Raw genomic sequence first — 17,868 nt, 5'->3', positions numbered from 1 at the left:
ATAAATTTTAAGGAAGTAAAATTGAATATTATAGAATCTATTTTAATTGCAGTATGCGTATGTTTAGTTTTTTTAATATTTATAATTCGTAATAAATTTAAACTAAAATTACAAAAATTAGAATTTGAAAATGCTAACAGAATTCAAGAGTTAAATTTACAAAAAGAAAACTTAAACAAAGAGTTAGATTATAAAAAAGAAGAGTTAGAAAAACTAGAACTTAAACTTCTAGAAAGTAATGAAATTAAAAGGAAAGAAAACATGGAAATTCAGGCTAATTTTGATAAAAAACTACAAGAAATTTTAGAACAAAAAGATTATTTAATAAAAGAAATTACAGAATCTAAGGATGCTAAAATAGATTCTATAATCACAGAAAAAGAAAAAAAAGTCACTGAGATTATGCAATATTATAATGAAAAAATTTCACTTTTAGTTAAAGAAAATGAAAATAAGCTCCAAAATGCTCTAAAAGAGCAAGAAATTAAACTAGATTCTATAAATAATCAAAAACAAAGCGAATTAAAAGAATTACTACATACTGAGCGAGAGCGACAAATCGCTTTACTAACACAAAAATTTACTGAATTAAGTAGTAAGATTTTAGATGAAAAATCTAAAAAATTTAACGAAAACCAAGAATATTCACTAAAACCGCTGAAAGAAGAAATTTCACTTTTTAAACAAGAAATCGAAAAAAATACAAAAGATTCTATTGATAAACACGCACGTTTAGAAGAAAACATTAAAAAATTATTAAGTGAAAGCGAAAAAGTTTCTAAAGAAGCTAATAATTTAACAAATGCTTTAAAGGGCGACAATAAAATGCAAGGCGGTTGGGGGGAAATTCTATTAGAAAGACTTTTAGAGCTTAGCGGACTTAAAAAAGGCATTGAATATGAGACGCAAGTAACTATCAAAAATGAGAATACAAATCTACGTCCTGACGTAATTATTACGCTACCTAGTGAGCGAAAGGTAGTTGTAGATTCTAAGGTAAGTTTAAGTGCATACGAGCGGTATGTAAATGGTGGAAACAAAACTGATTTGCACGCACATATAGAAAGTGTAAAGAAGCATATTAAAGGACTTCAAGGTAAGGAATATCAAAAAGTTGTGGGAGAAAATGCTGGGAATAAATTAGATTTTGTGATTATGTTTATGCCTATTGAAGGTGCGTTTAGTGCGATTGTGGGCGATGGGCTTTTTGAGGAGGGTTTTAAAAAAGGGGTGATTTTGGCTACCCCTAGCACTTTACTTGTGATTTTGCGACTTATCGAAAATATTTGGACAAACGAAGCAAAGGATAAAAATATTCTTAAGATTTTAGGTGAATGTGAAAAATTAATAGGGAGTTATGAAAAATTTAAGGGCAATATGAAAAAGATTGACAAGGCTTTGGATAATGCAAAAGATGAATTTAGCAAGGCTCAAAAGGAGCTATTTGGTGGTAATAAATCCATGGGTAATATTTTAGGGAACATTCAAAACTATATGAGTAAATCATCAAATGATGCGATTGATGTAACAAATATAGCAGATGTAAAAACATCTTTATTGATAAAATCTAATGTTGATAATTAATTCTTAAAGTTATTTATAAAGCGGGGGTAATGTATAAAGGGCTGCAAGGCTCGTTAAATGCGTTCTTTTGCAGACTTAAAGGTAGCTTTAAAGATTCTATATGTTGGCTACTTTTTGCGATAAAAATTTGCTTTTCAAGGTTAGAATCTAAATTAGATTCTATAGAATCTTTTAAAAAAAACGACATCGCGCCAAAGGCTTTTATCTCATTATTTGGGCTAAAATAAAAACTATTTGTCGCATGCAACTTTATATCGCGCGTTAGATGGAGCGTTTGCAAAAAAATGTGCGTTAGCTTGATACTACTAAGCGAACCCACGCCACGTGCGTAATAAATGTCCTTAAAATCGCTAAATTGAGCTAGCATTGTAAAATTAGATTCTATAAAATCACTACTTTTAGAATCTAAAAAGCTAGATTCTAAAATATTAGAATTTTTAGAACTAAAATCTTTATAAATTCCGCATTCTATAATTTTTACCTTGCTAGATTCTACAGAATCTGTAAAAATATTTGCAAAAACAAAGGGTAAAATATCGCTAGTTTTCCCATCAATAATAATAAAAAAAACTAATTTGCAGTTATCATAAACGCCAAGCATTACAGGCGAATTTACACTAACTAAAACAATATCGTATTTTTTCATTTTTTTAGAATCTAGATTCTAACCTAAGCGGGATTTGATTACACCAACGATTTTATGGGCGTCGTTCATACTTATGGCAATTGAGCCGCCGTTTTTGTATAGCAAGTCGCCGACTACAAATAGATTTTTTACTTCGCTTTCTCTATTTTCATCCGCTTTTGCAGCGCCGTTAGAATCTATTTCTACGCCGCATTTTCTTAAGAAATCAACAGGGGTTACGCCGCCGATAGCATACACGATTCTATCAAAGCTCTCACTACTTCCGTCACTAAAAGTAACGCAAAGCTTAGAATCTACATCGCTAACAGATTCTATATCAATGCCAAATTTGCCTTTTAAGCCCTTGCTTAAAGCAGATTCTAACTCACGTGCATTTTCCTCATTTATGCGGCTAAACTCCTTGCGGCGATAATTCAGTGTCGTAGGCGTAATCGTGGTAAGATAGACCGCGTATTCCACCGCCGAGTTGCCCCCGCCAACGACTAAGATTTTCTCCCCAGCCACGCAGTCATTCACATTGAAATTCACCTTTTTACGCAGTGAAATCGGGAGCGGATAGCTAGGCTTATTTGGTTTGCCCATTTTACCGATGCCGATAATGGCAAATTTGCATTCAAAAACCTCGTTATTTACGCACCGCACAGAAAAAATCTCGCCCTTTTTGACAATCCTATCAACCTCGTGATTATATAGAATCTCCACGCTATTTTCAGCCAAAAGCCTCTCAAATAACGCCAAAGTATCCTCTTTATTACTATCACCAAATGGGATATTGCCAGCAAGCTCTACCACCTGCCCCTTATAGTCCTTATCCACGCGTTTTCCAGCCTTGTAATACTCTCTAATCATCGCTGAAATCTTATCAGTTTTCTCTAATACCAAAATGTTAGAAATCCCAGCCTTTTTACACTCAATAGCCGCCGCAATGCCACCAGGTCCTGCGCCCACGATAATCACATCATACATTTTTTTCTCCTTTTATAGAATCTTTTTTGGCGTCATTTTTTGCCATCGCATTTAAGTCATCCACGCTATCAAAAAGCACGCCACGCATAAATTTTTCCTTATCATCAAACTGCCCATTTTTTAGCCCCCACAAAAACGCGACAAGTCCCAACGCACCGATACTTAGCGAAGTCCCTAGCATAAGAAACATAACCCAACTGCTCATTTAAATTGTCCTAAATTTATGTTTTAAAATGAGATTTTTAGTCATAATTTTAATATAAATAATTGTGATTTTGTGTAAAGTTTTGAAAAATGTAATTTTTTTGTGCGTTTTTCTTAGAATATGTGAAAATTTTTCACTTTGTTGTAAAAGTATTTTTTTTTGTAGTATAGAATCTTTTGCGTTTAAACTATTTTTAAGGAAGAAAAATGTTGCGTTTTGCTAATAATTTTGGTCGTTTGGATAGTGAGTTTTTAGAATCTAGTTTGCAAGATTCAAAAGATTCTAAGGGGGAAGATTCTAAAAATCATAACTTAGATTCTAAAGAAATTACAGAATCTATAAGTAAAGATTCTAAAGCCTTGTCGCACGACCACAATGAAGATTCTAAAACCCTATCGCCCACCCACCACCCTATTAGTGGAAAAGATTCTAAAAATTTATCGCCTAGCCACGATAAAGATTCTAAGATTAAAGATTCTAAAAAAGATTCTATAGAATCTAAAGAGCAAAATCAAAAGTTAATAGAGCAAAGAAATGCCCTATTTAACGCTATTTTACAAGAAAAAAACACAGGCAAAAGTGGCTATTATGAGCTTCCCTTCACGCAGAGAGCCTTGCAAGATTCTATCAACTATAAAAACGCAAATAAAAAGCTACTAAAAAGTCTCACACATATCGTAATTATCGGTATCGGCGGGAGTTCGCTTGGCACTCGCGCCATTGATACGCTGCTAAATTCGCTAAAAAATCGCAATGAAATCAAGCTAAAATTTTTAGAGCATACAGATTCTATCGCAACCAAAAAAATACTAAAAAATATCAAGCTAAAAAGCACACTTTTTATCGTTATTTCAAAGTCGGGAAGCACGATAGAGACGACATCTTTGCTAAAATTTTGTATCAATAAATTCGCCCTTTTAGACGCAAAAAAACACCTTTTAGTTATCACAGATTCTAACTCGCCCTTGCAAAAATGGGCAAAGGAAAATGGCGTGCAAAATATCGCTATAGAATCTAGTGTAGGCGGGCGTTTCAGCGTCTTAAGCAGCGTTGGAATCTTGCCACTTTCTTTACTAGGATACAAGGTTGAGAAAATCTTGCAAGGGGCGAAAGAATTTTTTGAATCTTTTTTACGTAGAGAGCAGGAGCATATCTTAAGTAAAGCCCTATTTTACGCTAAACATCGTGATAAATATCCTATCAATGTGCTTTTTTCATATTCGAGCGTTTTTAGTGATTTTAATGCGTGGTATATCCAGCTTTGGGGCGAGAGTTTAGGCAAGATTAATGCGGATAATAAACGCGGTGGATTGACGCCCATTAGCCTACTTGGCAGCATTGACCAGCACTCATTTTTACAGCTAATTTTGGAAGGAAAAGCCGATAAAAGCGTAACATTTTTGCGACTAAGTTGTGGTAGCGTTGAATCTTTGAAAATCCCAAATGTGAAATTAAGCGGCTTAGAATCTACAAATTTTGTCAATGGAGTAAGCTTCCTAAAGCTATTAAACTCGCAGTGCAAAGCCACAATGCAGGTCATGGACGAGCAAGACATCCCGCTAGATTCTATAATCTTAGAGCGACTTAACGAACGCACAATCGGCAGCCTTATAATGTATTACGAGCTTCTCACATCAAGTGTGGGAATCCTGCTAAACATCAACACCTACGACCAACCCGCAGTAGAAAAGGGCAAGAAATTGCTAAGTAAAATTCTAGCTTAATTTTTTTTGCCTTACGGCTGTATCACAAAATCCGAGAAGGTTAGTCCGTTTATTGCGCCCTCTGTCAAAATCGCATTTATGCTAGCAGTAGCCGTCATTGCGAGCTTGCAGCGTCCCTGTGAGCCTTGCAAATCATTTGCCAAGAAGCCTGAAATCGTGTCATTTATCACATGTCGCACGATGTCCATTTTTGCCTCTAGCTCCTTTGCCACGCCCTTGTCATTGTAAAGTATGGTCGCCCTAAATTTGCCATAGCCGCCACTTCGCGGGTTGTCAGGGTTTGCAGGTTTTAAGCTTACGATAAACTCTTTTTCAATCGGCAGTGCCTTTTCGCTTTGGGCAAATATCGCATAGCACGCGTTTCCGCCCTCATCAGCGGCTTTACTTAAGGCGTTAAACGCAACAAATAATAATAAATATACAAAAATCTTTCTCATTTTTTCCTCACTTTAGAATCTATTTTAGAATCTTTTTAAGAATTTAATAGCTAAACACTCAAAATCTTTTAGTCCATTACACTAAAGAATCTTAAGGCTGTAACACAAAATCAGGGAAAACAATCGCTGCCACATGCCCATCTGTAAGCACGGAATTTACGCTATTTGTCGCCGCAGATGCGAACTTTTGCCTACCTTGCGCACTTTGTAGCTCACTTGCCGTAAAACTACTCGCCACATCCGTAATCACATTGCGAATAATATCAAGCTTGGCATCCACCTCTTTAACCGTGTGCTTATCGGCAAGTAGCAGGGTCGCCTTAAACTTCACAAAGCCGCCCTCACGCATATTATCGGGGTTTGGCGACTTCAAATTGACGATAAAATCCTTTTCCAAAGGCTGAATTGCCGCTGGATTTTTAAACGCCTCATTTTGCAAAAGGGCTTGCTGTTCTGGGCTAAGATTTGCCACTTGTGGGGCAGCGCCACCGCCGGCATGACCACCACCGCCGCTACTTTCCTCATCGCCGCCCATAAACATAAACACGATGACGGCAATCAAAATGATAACGGCTACCACAACGCCGATGATGATGAAAAGCAACCCTTTGCCCTTTTTCTCTTCCTTATTTTCGCCTTCTTTTTTTTCTTCTTCAGCCATTTTAGCTCCTTTAGCTCTGCATATTTTTGTAATAAACTAGCGATGTTTTGCCAAATTTACTCACTTTATAACACTCAAAATTGCAAATTTTACTAGCAATATCAATTCCACTTTGCATTTCAATGACGATAATTTTAATAGAATCTTGCAAATTTTTACTAAAAGATTCTATAAATGTAATAATTTTGTCATAAATATCACAAAAGCCCTGCCGCACGATAAATGGTGGGTCTAAATAAAGTAGAATCTGGCTTTGTTTTTTAGCAATTTTGCTAGATTCTATAGAATCTGTTTTAGATTCAGTGTGAATTGTTCTCTCAAATTTTCCTTTTTGCGTTTGTTTTTGTAAAGTTTTTTGATTTAAAGTTGAAATTATATCATTTTTTATTTTAGATTCTATATTTTTTGTTTGATTTTTTGTAGTTTCGATATTTGTAATATTTTCACTCAAAGATTCTAAAATATGTAATGATTGAAAAAAATCTAGGTTGTAAGATTCTATAATATTTTCTTTAGAATCTAGTTTTATATTTTGTAAGTTTTTAGCATTTTTATTATGAAATTTGGTGTTTATAGAATCTAGATTCACTAAATTTGTAAGTTTTTTATCTTTGCACTCTTGCAAGTTTTTAATATGTAAAGATTCTATGTTTTGGAATCTTAAATTATTAGGATTTATAGAATCTTTCTTAGAATTTGGCGTATTTTTTTTAGAATCTTTTTTAGAATCTAGCGTATTTTTTTTAGAATCTAACTTAGAATCTAACTTAGAATTTCGCTTAGATTTTTCTTTAGATTTTAAAGATTCTAAATTAGATTCTAAAGGAGATTCTAAATTAGATTCCAAAGTTTCTTTAGATTCTAAAAGAGATTCTAAATTAGATTCCAAAGGCGTAATTTTAGATTCTATATCATTATAATATTTATAAGTTTTTTGATTAAAAATATTAATATTTGAAAGTAGATTTTTATACGCGTTAGAATCTTTTTCAAAAAATATCGCCCTTTTAGCCCCACAGCTTAACGCCTCAAAGCCCATTTGCCCACTCCCAGCAAAACACTCAATAAAAATCACTCCATTGATGCAATCTTGCAAACTATCAAAAAAGCTCTTTTTCACAATGCTTTTTGTCGGTCGCGTCACCCCATTAGATTCTAAATTTAGTCTTAAACCCTTAAACCTCCCCCGAGAAATATTAAAATGGGAAACATTAAAATATGAAGTGTTAAAAGTACATTTATCTCGTATTTTTATCTTACCCTTATTTTTAAATCCGTTACGATACATTTTTTACCTTTTTAATATTTTACTAATTTTAAACAATTATAAGATAGAATATACAATTCTTTAAAAATTTATAGGAATTTTTAGTATGCAAAAGAAGCAATTTATACAGGTTAATACGAAATCAAAGGCTTATAAAGTCTATATTGATTCGGTAAATAGTGAGTTATTGCAAAAATATACACAAAATAAGAAAGTTCTAATTATTAGTAATGAAAGCATATATAAGTTATATAAATCATATATAGAAAATTTAATAGATTCTAAAAATGCTAACTTTTGTATTTTGCCTGATGGCGAGAAATTTAAGAATATGAAAAGCATTGAAAAGATTTTGGATGCCGCATTTCAGGCTAAACTCAATCGAAATAGCCTTATGATTAGCTTTGGGGGTGGCGTAATTAGCGATATGACGGGCTTTGCAAGTGGGATTTATGAGCGCGGGATTGATTTTTTAAGCATTCCTACGAGCCTACTTGCTATGGTGGATGCGAGCGTGGGCGGAAAATGCGGGATAAATAATAAGTATGGGAAAAATTTAGTAGGGCTTTTTCATCAGCCAAGTGCGGTGTTTGTGGATATGTTTTTTTTAAAATCCTTGCCAAAACGTGAGATTTCAGCTGGACTTGCCGAGATTGTTAAGATATTTTCTTGCTTTAATTTTAGTGCGTTAAAAGTTATAGAATCTAAAACTTTGCAAGATTCTAATATTATGAAAAGTCTAATTTTTAATAGCATAAAGTTAAAGGCTTTTGTGGTGGAAAATGATGAAAAAGAAAAAAGCGGACTTCGCGCACTGCTTAATTACGGACATACTTTTGGGCATAGCATTGAGCTAGAGTGTAAATTTCGCACATTTTTGCACGGCGAGGCGGTGGCGATGGGCATTATTATGGCGAATGTTCTAAGTGTGAAACTTGGCATTTTGCACCCAAAAATTGCTGATTTTATAGAATCTAAATTGCGTTCCTGTGGGCTTCCTACGCGATACAAGATTAAAAATGTGGAGCAGTTTTATGAGAGTTTTTTCCTTGATAAAAAGAGCGTGGATTCTAAGCTGCATTTTGTGCTGTTAGAATCTAGTTTTTCGCTAGGTTTAAGTTTAGAATCTATGCTAGAAACCGCTAATTTAGATTCTAAAATTAAGGCAACTTTAAGAAATGATATTGATAAAAAGCTAATTTTTGAGGTTTTGAATGAATTTTGTTAAAACAAAATTAAAGAAAATATTTTATAATAACTTTTTACTAATAAAGTTATAAATTTTATAACTTTAAATTTTTAATAAAAGGAGAAAAAATGCGGAAATATTTTAGAATCTTAGGTGTGATTATTGCGTTGCAAGCGATGTTTTGCGGTGTTTTGTTTGCCTTTAGCAAAAATTTTTCTAATAAAGATTTTAGTTTTATTTTAGAATCTAGCAAGGATTTTACAAGTGGGCAAAATGAGTTTAGTTTTATCGTGCAAAAGGGCGGGAAAAGCGTGGCTGTTGAGAATTTGAAAGTCACATTTTTTATGCCTGAAATGCCTGGGATGCCAAAGATGAGCTCAGATTCTACTTTGAGTGCAAATGGCGATAGTTATAAAGGTAGCGTAAATCTCGCTCACGGCGGCACTTGGCAGGTTAAGGTTAGCTTTAGTTTTGAGGGTAAAAAATATCAGGCAAAAACTAGCATTGATTTTTAACTTTTATAGAATCTAGATTCTAAAAAGCCTAATTTTTAAGCTAAAAAATATCATATTTTATAAGGATAAAGATGGGAAAATCACGCATTATCGCATTAGTGATATTTGTAGTTTGCTTTTTGCTGCTTGCATATAAAAATTTTGAAAATGGCAAAGAATTAGAGGATAGAAGTCACCCTATAAACCGCGCCGCGTGCGAATTTAATGGGAAATGTTAGAATCTAGATTTTATAAAAAGTTATTATTTTTGTAATATAGTTTTGCCAAAAAGTTTTATAATTAGTTGTTTTTTGCTAATATGTATTCTAAAATTGCTATGTCGCCATTCTTTAAAACTCTGCGTTTTTTTCAAATATTCTTGCATATTTTTAGAATCTAAAATGGCTTTCAGCGATGGATTTTTTTTCAATGCTTTAGAATCTAGTTTCAGTGAAGAAACAAAATTTTGCAAATCATTGAAATAATTAGGATATTTATGCAAGTAATTCTCATTCACACGCAAAATATGCGTAGGAATGCTGTATGTGTAAAGCAGATTTTCCCGCGTTAAAAAATCATAAATAAACTTAATCACATTAAACATTTCTTGCGGTCGGTGCGACATTTCACGCGTCAAACTACCCTCACGCAAACGATAAAAATACCGCGCACTTTTTGTAAGAGCAATGCGTTTAGCCAAGATATTCACACACACGCCAAAGCCCACATCCTCGGCAAATCGCACAGGTGGAAAACGCACACTTTTTAGTAAACTTACACTAAATACGCTACGCCACGGGTCAATCTTGCTTGTAAGATTAGAATTTCTCACTTTCCGCACAATTCCTTTCTCTTTATTACGTGTATATGATAATATACTAGAATCATAACTATTATCCTTAAAAACACAAATATTCCTAGTTTTTGCCACTTGAGTATTATGATATTCCAAACTATAAATAAGATTTTCATAATAATCACTCGCAATCACATCATCAGAATCTACAAGCCCAATATACTGCGTATCTTGCGGATTTTCAGCCGAAAAAATAAAATTTAGCCCCGCATTTCTGGCTTCTCCTAAGCCCTTATTACTTTGATTTATAAGCAAAAATCGCTTGTCCCTAGCAGCATATTCACTAGCAATAGCCCTGCTCCTATCGCTACTGCCATCATTTATCATAATTGCCTGAAAATTGCTATAGCTTTGCTTTTGTATAGAATCTAGGCACTCACGCAGATATTTCTCAACATTATAAATGGGGATAATGATACTTAGAGGTTTCATAGTGTTTCTTTGCGTTTTAAAGTAATTTAGATTCCATAAAGATTCTAAAATTATAGAATCTAAAACGCAAATTATAGCAAAATTACAAAATTACACATATTTAAAAAGATTAAAAATCAAATCTTGCTTGAACGAATGCCATAAGTCCATTTCCGCTATCCTGCGTTCTAGTAGCACCCGTTCCATAGTATGATACTTGTGGAGTTAGAGTAAATTTACCAAATTTCATAGGTAGCTGTGCCATTACGCTAAAACTATTAAAAGTTCGATTTAAATCCGAAACACTAGCAAACTGATAACCCACAGCACCTATCAGTGTCCCCAAGCTTCCTAATTTATATCCTGCTTCAGCTAATGCCCCAACGATAACTACGTTGCTACCACTAATAGAAATTTGAGAATTTGCAAAATTATACCCCCCTGTATTTCTATTAATCCTTTGCTCACCATAAGTATTACCATTTACACCCCCATGCACTTGTGCTGAAATATATAATTTTTTATCCATTAAGTGCATTTTATATCCACCCATTAAATGCCCTCCAAATGCCCAGTTTCTAAAACCATTTTCCCCACCTTGTATAATCTTAATAGACCCAGCCACCTTATACTCACTACCACCAATTTTACCACCATAAGAAGCTGCAATACGAGGAATCAACCCATACTTAGCACCACTAACATCATAGCTTAGAGAGTCTTTTATTAGCCCTACTGCTAGATTCCCTAATGTATATTCGATTTGAAATTGTCTATTGCTAGTTCGCATTGAGCCAAAGCCTGTCGCACCATTATCATTATCGAAAATATCGCTACTAAAGCCTTTTGCTAAGCTTTGTGTATCTTTCTTACCTATTAGAATCTTTCCTGCTTTACCAAAGTTATATTGGCCCCAAAGCTGTCTTAAACCCGGAACAGTATTGCCTGAAGCAAAAGTAGGCTCACCAGCCCCAAATTCAACTGCAGCCGATATATTTCCTATTTTAGCTGTTACACCAAGTCTTGAGCTCGTTTGCAATCCCATAATAAAATGTGAATCAAAGCTACCAGCCACACCATTGCCTAAATTCGTCCCTTCTCCCACATACGCACGAATGCTACCATACACATCAATTGAAGTCTTTTTCTCCTCGTCCTTATAGACCTCAATACCTTGCAACTGCGATATTAATAACCCCACTGCCACACTACTTAAAACAACTTTTTTTACGCTTTTCATTACTTTACCTTTAAATTTGATTTGCTACTAAAAGCTTAAGAATTGTAAAAATTGTATGTAAGATTTAGAATCTAGTTTTGTAAATATTTGGTAAAAGATTCTTAGATTCTATAAAATTTTAATAAAATGTAAAAATTTGAAATATTGCCGTTTAAAAGATTCCAAAAATCCATATTTTAAGCTATCTTTAAGATAGGAATATATAGAATCTACACTTTAAATAACCCAAACTTTTAACAAGGATAGATAATGATACGAGCAAAAGAGCCAAAAAAGGATGTGCAGAAAAAGAGCTACCACACCGATAGATTCTATGCGCCGAGTTTGACGCCAAAAGTGCCTATTAGCGAGAGTGCGTATAAAGAAGTGGGCGAGATTTTAGAATCTAAAGTGAAAATCTTGCAATCTTTTGTGGAGATAAATCAGGCGGTTTTCTTTGTTGATGTGAGCGATTTACGCGTGGCGTTGCAGATTTTAAAAGAGCTAGATTATGATATTTTGAGCGAGATGAGTGCGATTGATAATGTGGCGATAAATGGCGAGTTTGAGCTATTTTATCAGCTTACGTCGCATGAGAGTTCGCATAAAAATCGGCGACGTTTGCGTGTGAAAACCCGCGTAAAAGAGGGCGAGGAAGTGCCTAGCGTGTGCGATATTTTAAAGGCGGCGAATTGGAGTGAGCGTGAGTGCTATGATATGTTTGGCATTAAGTTTAGTGGGCATCCGTTTTTAAAACGCATTTTGATGCCAACTGACTGGATAGGCTATCCGCTGTTGAAAAGCTATCCTTTGAAGGGCGATTCGTTTGCTAGCTGGTATGAAGTCGATAAGATTTTTGGGCGTGAGTATCGCGATGTGGTGGGCGCGGAGCAGCGAGATAGTGCGCGTGTGGATAGGGATGATAGCATTAACTTTGCGCGCATTGGCAAGGAAGTGGCAAAGGGCGAGACGCCAAAAGATTCTATAAGTAAAATCACATATCAAGAGGAAAATAAACCGCCTGTGGTTAAGAAATTCCCTACCACTGCGCCAAAAGAGATGGAGAAAAGGATTTAGGTTTCTATATTTTATTGTGTTTTTTTAAGTTTATGGCTAGTTTGATGGCGGAAGGGAAGTTGCCGTGGGCATTTAGTTTTTTTATGTTTTGCGGGAAAGTGTTAAAGGTTGTTGAGCCTAAAGAAATGGCGGTGTAGCTTTTATCCCAAGTGAAATATTTTGTAAAGATTCTATAAATTTTAGGTGAGCCAAAAATAAATATAGAATCTTTTTTGAAAATTTCTAATGTGGCTTTGGAATCTAACTTTTTGATTTCACTTGTGATGTTAGAATCTTTACAATCTAACTTTTTTATTTCACTTATAATGTTGGAATCTATGGAATCTATTCTGTTAATTTTATTTGCAATGTTAGAATCTTTAAAGTCTATAATTTCTTGCGTGGTTTTAGAATCTTGCATTATAGAATCTTTATAATCTAGATTCTGTAATTTTTTAGAATCTAAGTTATTAATTTCATAAGTTTTTATAGAATCTAGATTGCGTAAAATATTGTTTTGTTGTGAGTTATTTTTAGAATCTATATTATTGCGTTGTTTAGATTCTATATTATTAATATTATAATTTTTTATACAATTTTCTTTCAAAAAATCTATCTTTTTAGATTCTATAATTTCTTTAATTAATTGAGTGTTTTCTACGCTTTTATACACGATTAATTCGCTTATTTTACAATATGGTTTTAGAATCTTGCTTATATCACTAATAGATTCTAAAGCTTTAATATATAGAATATTTTTATCTTTAATATTACAAATATTAGAATTTATAGAATCTAATAAAGCGTAAGCTAAATCATTCCCACTAGCTCCTTTAATATTTGGGCAAAAAGCGACTTTGCCACCGCTTTCACGCCAAAGATTAGCACTAGATTCTCCTACCAAAATCGCCTTTTTTTCTAATAAAAATTTAGCATATTTAGATTCTAATATCACTTTTATCGCACTTTTAGAAGTTAGAATTATAAAGTCAATAGATTCTAAAAAATCTAACTTTATATCAAACTCTACTTGTGAAATTAATAATAAATCAAGCAATAAAATTCCATTAGAATCTAAACAAACTTCGCTGCCACTTGACTTTAAAACATAAATCATAACTTAACCTTTGCAAATAAAATTATAACAACTTTAAGATAGAATCTACTTGCAAATTTAGATTCTAACGCTAGATTTATAGAATCTAAAAACGCCCAGCCACCCCTTAAATGCGAAAAAAGGAGACAAAATGAAAGAAAAAATCCTAACAAAACTAAAAGAAATAATCTACCCAAATTTTGAAAAAGACATCGTTAGCTTTGGCTTTGTAAGCAGTATCGAACTATTAGAAAATTCAAAAGATTCTAACCAAAAAGCTATAATAAAGCTAACTATTCCAACAAATGACGACGCAACAACGCAACAAATAAAAGAGCAAATCTACACCAAACTAAACGATATAAATATAGAATCTATCGTGCAAATCACTACACCTGAAAGCCGCAAAGAGCAAAGCACGCAAAAGCCAAATAATTTATTGCCTACAACAAAGCATTTTGTGATGGTGAGTAGCGGTAAGGGTGGCGTTGGCAAGACTACGACAAGTGTGAATCTGGCGATTTCTTTGGCTAAAAGTGGCTTGAAAGTTGGGCTACTTGACTGCGATATTTATGGTCCAAATATCCCGCGAATGCTTGGCGTGGCTGATTTGCAGCCAAAGGTTACCCCTGATGGGAAAAAGCTAGTGCCGCTTGAGATTTTTGGTGTGAAAATGATAAGTATGGGCGTTTTGTATGAGCGTGAAGCAAGTCTAGTGTGGCGTGGTCCTGTGGTTATGCGTGCGATTATGCAGCTTTTGCAGGATGTGTTTTGGGGGGCGCTTGATGTGATGGTGATTGATATGCCGCCTGGCACGGGTGATGCACAGCTAACGATTGCGCAAAGTGTGCCTGTGGGCGCTGGGATAAATGTGACGACACCGCAAAATGTCGCCCTTGATGATGGGATGCGAGCCCTTGATATGTTTGAGAAATGCGCTATCCCAATTTTTGGCATTATTGAGAATATGAGTGGCTTTCGATGTCCTAAATGTAGCGAAACCTACGATATTTTCGGTGCTTCAAGTGGGGGCGCTACGCAAAATTTGGCAGAGCATTTTAAGACGCAGGTTGTGGCAAAAATCCCGCTTGAGCCAGAGATAATTTTGGCAAGTGACAGCGGCAAGCCCATTAGCTACTTTCACCCAGATAATAACGCAAGTAAGATTTATATGGACATCGCACGCCGCCTTATCACTTTTTTAGAATCTAATAAGGCGGATAATAGCTCAATCCAGCCGATAAGATAAAATATCAAAAAAAGTTATTTCTTGGCTTTTTCATCTATCAAATCCCCTATCATAATGTCGTAATATTGATAGTATTGGCGGCTTTTTTTGCTAGCAAAAAGGTAGGTTAGAGAGCCGCCGCCCTCAAATTTTGCACGAGTGTAAAAGGGTGCTTGAAAGCTCTCGCTATTTAGCGGCGTAAATGGATATTTTTTAAGCATAGCCATATTTCCGCAGCTAAAAATCGCTAAGTTTTTGCTACCTACAATAAAAACAAGCCCTGCGGCATACTCACTACACGCCGCAATCAATCGTTTATCCGTTGGGTCGTGCTTGCCCTGCGAGTTTAAAAAGCCCATAAGCAAATCAGGGTTTATAAAATCAATGATTTTGCCGTATTTATCGATTATGTGGCGATAAGTCGCTTCATTTGGAGCAATGACAAACGCCTTATTATTGAAATTTCTAAAGCTAACTTTATCGCCCACTTCAGCCTTTAGACGCGGTGTTGGCAGGTAGGGCTGGCTAAGTTGCGTTAGTTTTGAGAATTTACCCACCGCCTTAGTGCCATCTACTTCCACAATTTCCATATTGCCAACTAGGGCTTGATAGACTTCCAAATCACGCATAACAATGCCACTTTCGCCCTTCACAAGACTAAGATTTGAAAAAGTCGCTAAAATCTCGCCCTTTTCATCGCTAATAGATTCTATTTGCGTGCTTTCAGGCTGGCTTAAGGTGCGGATAAACTCGATGCTATCATCAAATTTTTCATCATTTGCACTTAAAAACACGCACACACACACAAAAATCAATATTTTTTTAAGCATATTTTTCCTTATTTTTATCTAAACTTGAAATTATAACTTATTCTATTAAATATAAGTTAATTGCAAAAAAGTGCTACTTTATGCAAAAAATATATAAAAATTGCAAAAATATGAATTTTTAAACGATTTAGATTCTATAAAAATGATATTATTTATAGAAAATTTATGGAGTTTTTTATGGATTTTTTTAGGAATATAGAATCTAGATTCTATAAGGTTGTTTTTTTATTTTTTATACTTTTATGCACGATTATTTATGCTGATAATAAAGCTAATGTGAGTAAAAACTACACAAATGAGCAGAAGTTAGAGCGGTTGAATGTGCAGATTCGTAACACTGATTCTATATGGTTGAAGCGATATGACAATTTTAGGAATTATCACTTGATTACAAATGAGATTAGTGAGCTTGAAAAAAAGAGCTTAGAATCTACTTTAAGTCCGCAAGATAGCCATCGCCTTGAGACATTAAAAAAACAACAAACCCTGCTAGAGCAGTATCGCAACAAGCCTTTTGGCGAGCTGCTTGAAAAGCCGACTTTAGAATCTCCGCCCACTATTACAAATCCTTTTGGCATTTTTTCGGCGTTTTCGTATATGAAGCATATCTCGGCGGTGCGAGATTCTATGCAGCATAATAAACGCGATTTAGAACAGCTTATCGCTATGTTTGAGAAAAAATATGAGTTATTAAATGAGATAATTGATGAGGTTGAAAGGGGCGTTGATTCTGGGGATTTAGATTCTAAAATCACTGAATCTGCGTTACAAAATGTAACACGAGATTCCATAAACACAGCCAAAAATATAGAATCCACCACGAAAGATTCTATAAATCAAAACAAAAACATAGAATCTAAACCCAAACAAGATTCCAAACCCACCGAACCACAAAATAAAAAAGAAAAACTCCGCATTTATAATGAAAATCTTGATATTACCCGCGACATTTGGCTTGAGTTAGAATCTGCTAGAAATATCTATGATACGACCATTGATATGTTTGACAAGGACGCTGATGAGATACGTGCTAACCTTGAGCTTGGCATTAAAAATCAGCTGCTGAAACTCGGCTACATCGGCATTGGCATTCTTATTAGCATCGTTATAGCATTCATTTTTAAAATGCTTGCCAAACGCTACATCGCAAACCACGACCGCGCCTACACCACTAGCAAGGTTATCAATTTTTTTAATATCACGGTGATTTTTCTTATCCTACTTTTCGCGTATATTGATAATGCGACTTATGCGGTGGCGATGGTGGGTTTTGCGTCTGCGGGGCTTGCGATTGCGATGAAGGATATGTTTATGAGCACTTTGGGCTGGCTTGTGATTGTGATAGGCGGCAGCATTCATGTCGGCGACCGCATTAGAATAAAAAAAGAAAATGAAGTATTTATCGGCGATGTGCTTGATATTTCAATGCTTAGAATCACGATTTATGATGATATAACACAGACTAGTTATCGCGAAAATCATCGCGCAGGCAGGCTAATTTTTATCCCAAATAATTATGTTTTTACTAACCTTATTTCGAACTATACTTATGGAGATTTGAGTAATATATGGGATAGTGTTGAGATTTGTATAACTTTTGATTCTAACATTACTAAGGCAAAAAATATCGCTCTGCAAGTCGCGCAAATCCACGCCAAAAAATACACCGATGGCACAAAGGAGCAAATGCAAAAAATGCGCGATAGATTCCAACTCGTGCAAAGTGCGCTAAATGTCGAGCCGCGCGTGTTTAATTTTGTAAAACAAAATGGTATGGAAATATCGGTGTGGTTTCAAAACTACGCGTATGCGACTTTGAGCCTGAAAAGTAAAATCGCGCAAGAAATCGTGGAAAAATACCTAGTAGAAAGCGATATAAAAATCGCATATCCTATCACGCGAATCGTGTATCAGGGCAAGGATGGCTTGGGGGAAATAAATATGAACGTTTTAAATAATGTAGATTTTAAAAAAATATAGTGTTTGTTATATAAAATAA

18 protein-coding genes are annotated in these 17,868 nt (G+C 34.7%); 8 read left to right on the top strand and 10 right to left on the bottom strand.

Annotated elements, in window-relative coordinates:
* The first annotated feature begins 261 nt into the window (after positions 1 to 261).
* The gene (locus tag LS64_RS01855) at positions 262 to 1,584 is read left to right on the top strand and encodes a DNA recombination protein RmuC (RefSeq protein WP_138127230.1); all 1,323 of its coding nucleotides are present in this window, start codon (positions 262 to 264) and stop codon (positions 1,582 to 1,584) included.
* A gap of 13 nt (positions 1,585 to 1,597) precedes the next feature.
* Here the strand turns inward: LS64_RS01855 and LS64_RS01850 are convergent, their stop codons facing one another.
* From LS64_RS01850 to ccoS, 3 genes are read right to left on the bottom strand one after another with little or no spacing between them, the layout of a single operon-like run.
* Positions 1,598 to 2,230 carry a hypothetical protein gene (locus LS64_RS01850; protein WP_034570988.1) on the bottom strand — a complete coding sequence of 211 codons (633 nt, stop codon included), beginning with the start codon at positions 2,228 to 2,230 and terminating at the stop codon, positions 1,598 to 1,600.
* Positions 2,231 to 2,248: 18 nt separating this feature from the next.
* A complete protein-coding gene (locus LS64_RS01845; protein ID WP_118949258.1) occupies positions 2,249 to 3,196 on the bottom strand; it encodes an NAD(P)-binding domain-containing protein in 948 nt (315 codons plus the stop codon).
* Positions 3,189 to 3,401, bottom strand: coding sequence for a cbb3-type cytochrome oxidase assembly protein CcoS (gene ccoS / locus LS64_RS01840; protein WP_034573732.1), 213 nt, complete (start codon positions 3,399 to 3,401; stop codon positions 3,189 to 3,191). Before ccoS ends, LS64_RS01845 begins: the two co-directional genes overlap by 8 nt.
* A gap of 206 nt (positions 3,402 to 3,607) precedes the next feature.
* On the opposite strand from ccoS, the gene LS64_RS01835 reads away from it, so the two are divergent.
* On the top strand, positions 3,608 to 5,125 hold the full coding sequence (locus LS64_RS01835) for a glucose-6-phosphate isomerase (RefSeq protein WP_081948397.1): 1,518 nt from the start codon (positions 3,608 to 3,610) through the stop codon (positions 5,123 to 5,125).
* Between the two features lie 11 nt (positions 5,126 to 5,136).
* Here LS64_RS01835 and LS64_RS01830 read toward each other — a convergent pair whose 3' ends face one another.
* The 3 genes from LS64_RS01830 to LS64_RS12290 all read right to left on the bottom strand — a co-directional run bounded on the left by LS64_RS01830 (position 5,137) and on the right by LS64_RS12290 (position 7,511).
* Positions 5,137 to 5,562, bottom strand: coding sequence for a flagellar basal body-associated FliL family protein (locus LS64_RS01830; RefSeq protein ID WP_034573730.1), 426 nt, complete (start codon positions 5,560 to 5,562; stop codon positions 5,137 to 5,139).
* 91 nt (positions 5,563 to 5,653) lie between these two features.
* Entirely contained in the window at positions 5,654 to 6,223 is a 570-nt protein-coding gene (locus tag LS64_RS01825; protein WP_034573727.1) for a flagellar basal body-associated FliL family protein, read from the bottom strand.
* A gap of 10 nt (positions 6,224 to 6,233) precedes the next feature.
* Positions 6,234 to 7,511, bottom strand: coding sequence for an RsmD family RNA methyltransferase (locus LS64_RS12290; protein ID WP_052062701.1), 1,278 nt, complete (start codon positions 7,509 to 7,511; stop codon positions 6,234 to 6,236).
* Between the two features lie 85 nt (positions 7,512 to 7,596).
* Here LS64_RS12290 and aroB point away from each other — a divergent pair, with 85 nt between their 5' ends.
* From aroB to LS64_RS12285, 3 genes are all read left to right on the top strand, one after another.
* Positions 7,597 to 8,718 carry a 3-dehydroquinate synthase gene (gene aroB / locus LS64_RS01815; protein WP_034573724.1) on the top strand — a complete coding sequence of 374 codons (1,122 nt, stop codon included), beginning with the start codon at positions 7,597 to 7,599 and terminating at the stop codon, positions 8,716 to 8,718.
* Between the two features lie 89 nt (positions 8,719 to 8,807).
* The gene (locus LS64_RS01810) at positions 8,808 to 9,194 is read left to right on the top strand and encodes a FixH family protein (RefSeq protein WP_052062700.1); all 387 of its coding nucleotides are present in this window, start codon (positions 8,808 to 8,810) and stop codon (positions 9,192 to 9,194) included.
* A gap of 71 nt (positions 9,195 to 9,265) precedes the next feature.
* Positions 9,266 to 9,412, top strand: a complete 147-nt coding sequence (locus tag LS64_RS12285) for a hypothetical protein (protein WP_160659331.1) — start codon at positions 9,266 to 9,268, stop codon at positions 9,410 to 9,412.
* Between the two features lie 23 nt (positions 9,413 to 9,435).
* Here LS64_RS12285 and LS64_RS01805 read toward each other — a convergent pair whose 3' ends face one another.
* Together LS64_RS01805 and LS64_RS01800 are read right to left on the bottom strand one after the other, a co-directional pair.
* Positions 9,436 to 10,461: a glycosyltransferase family 2 protein gene (locus LS64_RS01805; protein ID WP_034573720.1), complete on the bottom strand. Its 1,026-nt coding sequence runs from the start codon at positions 10,459 to 10,461 to the stop codon at positions 9,436 to 9,438.
* 109 nt (positions 10,462 to 10,570) lie between these two features.
* Positions 10,571 to 11,680: a hypothetical protein gene (locus LS64_RS01800; protein ID WP_034573717.1), complete on the bottom strand. Its 1,110-nt coding sequence runs from the start codon at positions 11,678 to 11,680 to the stop codon at positions 10,571 to 10,573.
* Positions 11,681 to 11,929: 249 nt separating this feature from the next.
* Here LS64_RS01800 and LS64_RS01795 point away from each other — a divergent pair, with 249 nt between their 5' ends.
* Positions 11,930 to 12,736: an NADH-quinone oxidoreductase subunit C gene (locus tag LS64_RS01795; RefSeq protein ID WP_034573715.1), complete on the top strand. Its 807-nt coding sequence runs from the start codon at positions 11,930 to 11,932 to the stop codon at positions 12,734 to 12,736.
* Between the two features lie 4 nt (positions 12,737 to 12,740).
* On the opposite strand, the gene LS64_RS01790 is transcribed toward LS64_RS01795, so the two are convergent.
* The gene (locus LS64_RS01790; RefSeq protein WP_034573713.1) at positions 12,741 to 13,832 is read right to left on the bottom strand and encodes a uroporphyrinogen-III synthase; all 1,092 of its coding nucleotides are present in this window, start codon (positions 13,830 to 13,832) and stop codon (positions 12,741 to 12,743) included.
* 130 nt (positions 13,833 to 13,962) lie between these two features.
* Here LS64_RS01790 and LS64_RS01785 point away from each other — a divergent pair, with 130 nt between their 5' ends.
* Entirely contained in the window at positions 13,963 to 15,060 is a 1,098-nt protein-coding gene (locus LS64_RS01785) for an Mrp/NBP35 family ATP-binding protein (protein WP_118949257.1), read from the top strand.
* A 14-nt stretch (positions 15,061 to 15,074) separates the two neighbouring features.
* Here the strand turns inward: LS64_RS01785 and LS64_RS01780 are convergent, their stop codons facing one another.
* Positions 15,075 to 15,869, bottom strand: a complete 795-nt coding sequence (locus LS64_RS01780; RefSeq protein ID WP_052062476.1) for a plasminogen-binding N-terminal domain-containing protein — start codon at positions 15,867 to 15,869, stop codon at positions 15,075 to 15,077.
* Between the two features lie 177 nt (positions 15,870 to 16,046).
* Here LS64_RS01780 and LS64_RS13025 point away from each other — a divergent pair, with 177 nt between their 5' ends.
* Positions 16,047 to 17,849: a mechanosensitive ion channel domain-containing protein gene (locus LS64_RS13025; RefSeq protein WP_052062475.1), complete on the top strand. Its 1,803-nt coding sequence runs from the start codon at positions 16,047 to 16,049 to the stop codon at positions 17,847 to 17,849.
* Positions 17,850 to 17,868: the final 19 nt, after the last annotated feature.

Source organism: Helicobacter saguini, assembly GCF_000762875.2.
Classification (GTDB): Bacteria; Campylobacterota; Campylobacteria; order Campylobacterales; family Helicobacteraceae; genus Helicobacter_A; species Helicobacter_A saguini.
The sequence above is the reverse complement of the archived record's forward strand: the minus strand, read 5'-3'. Positions and strand labels throughout refer to the sequence as shown.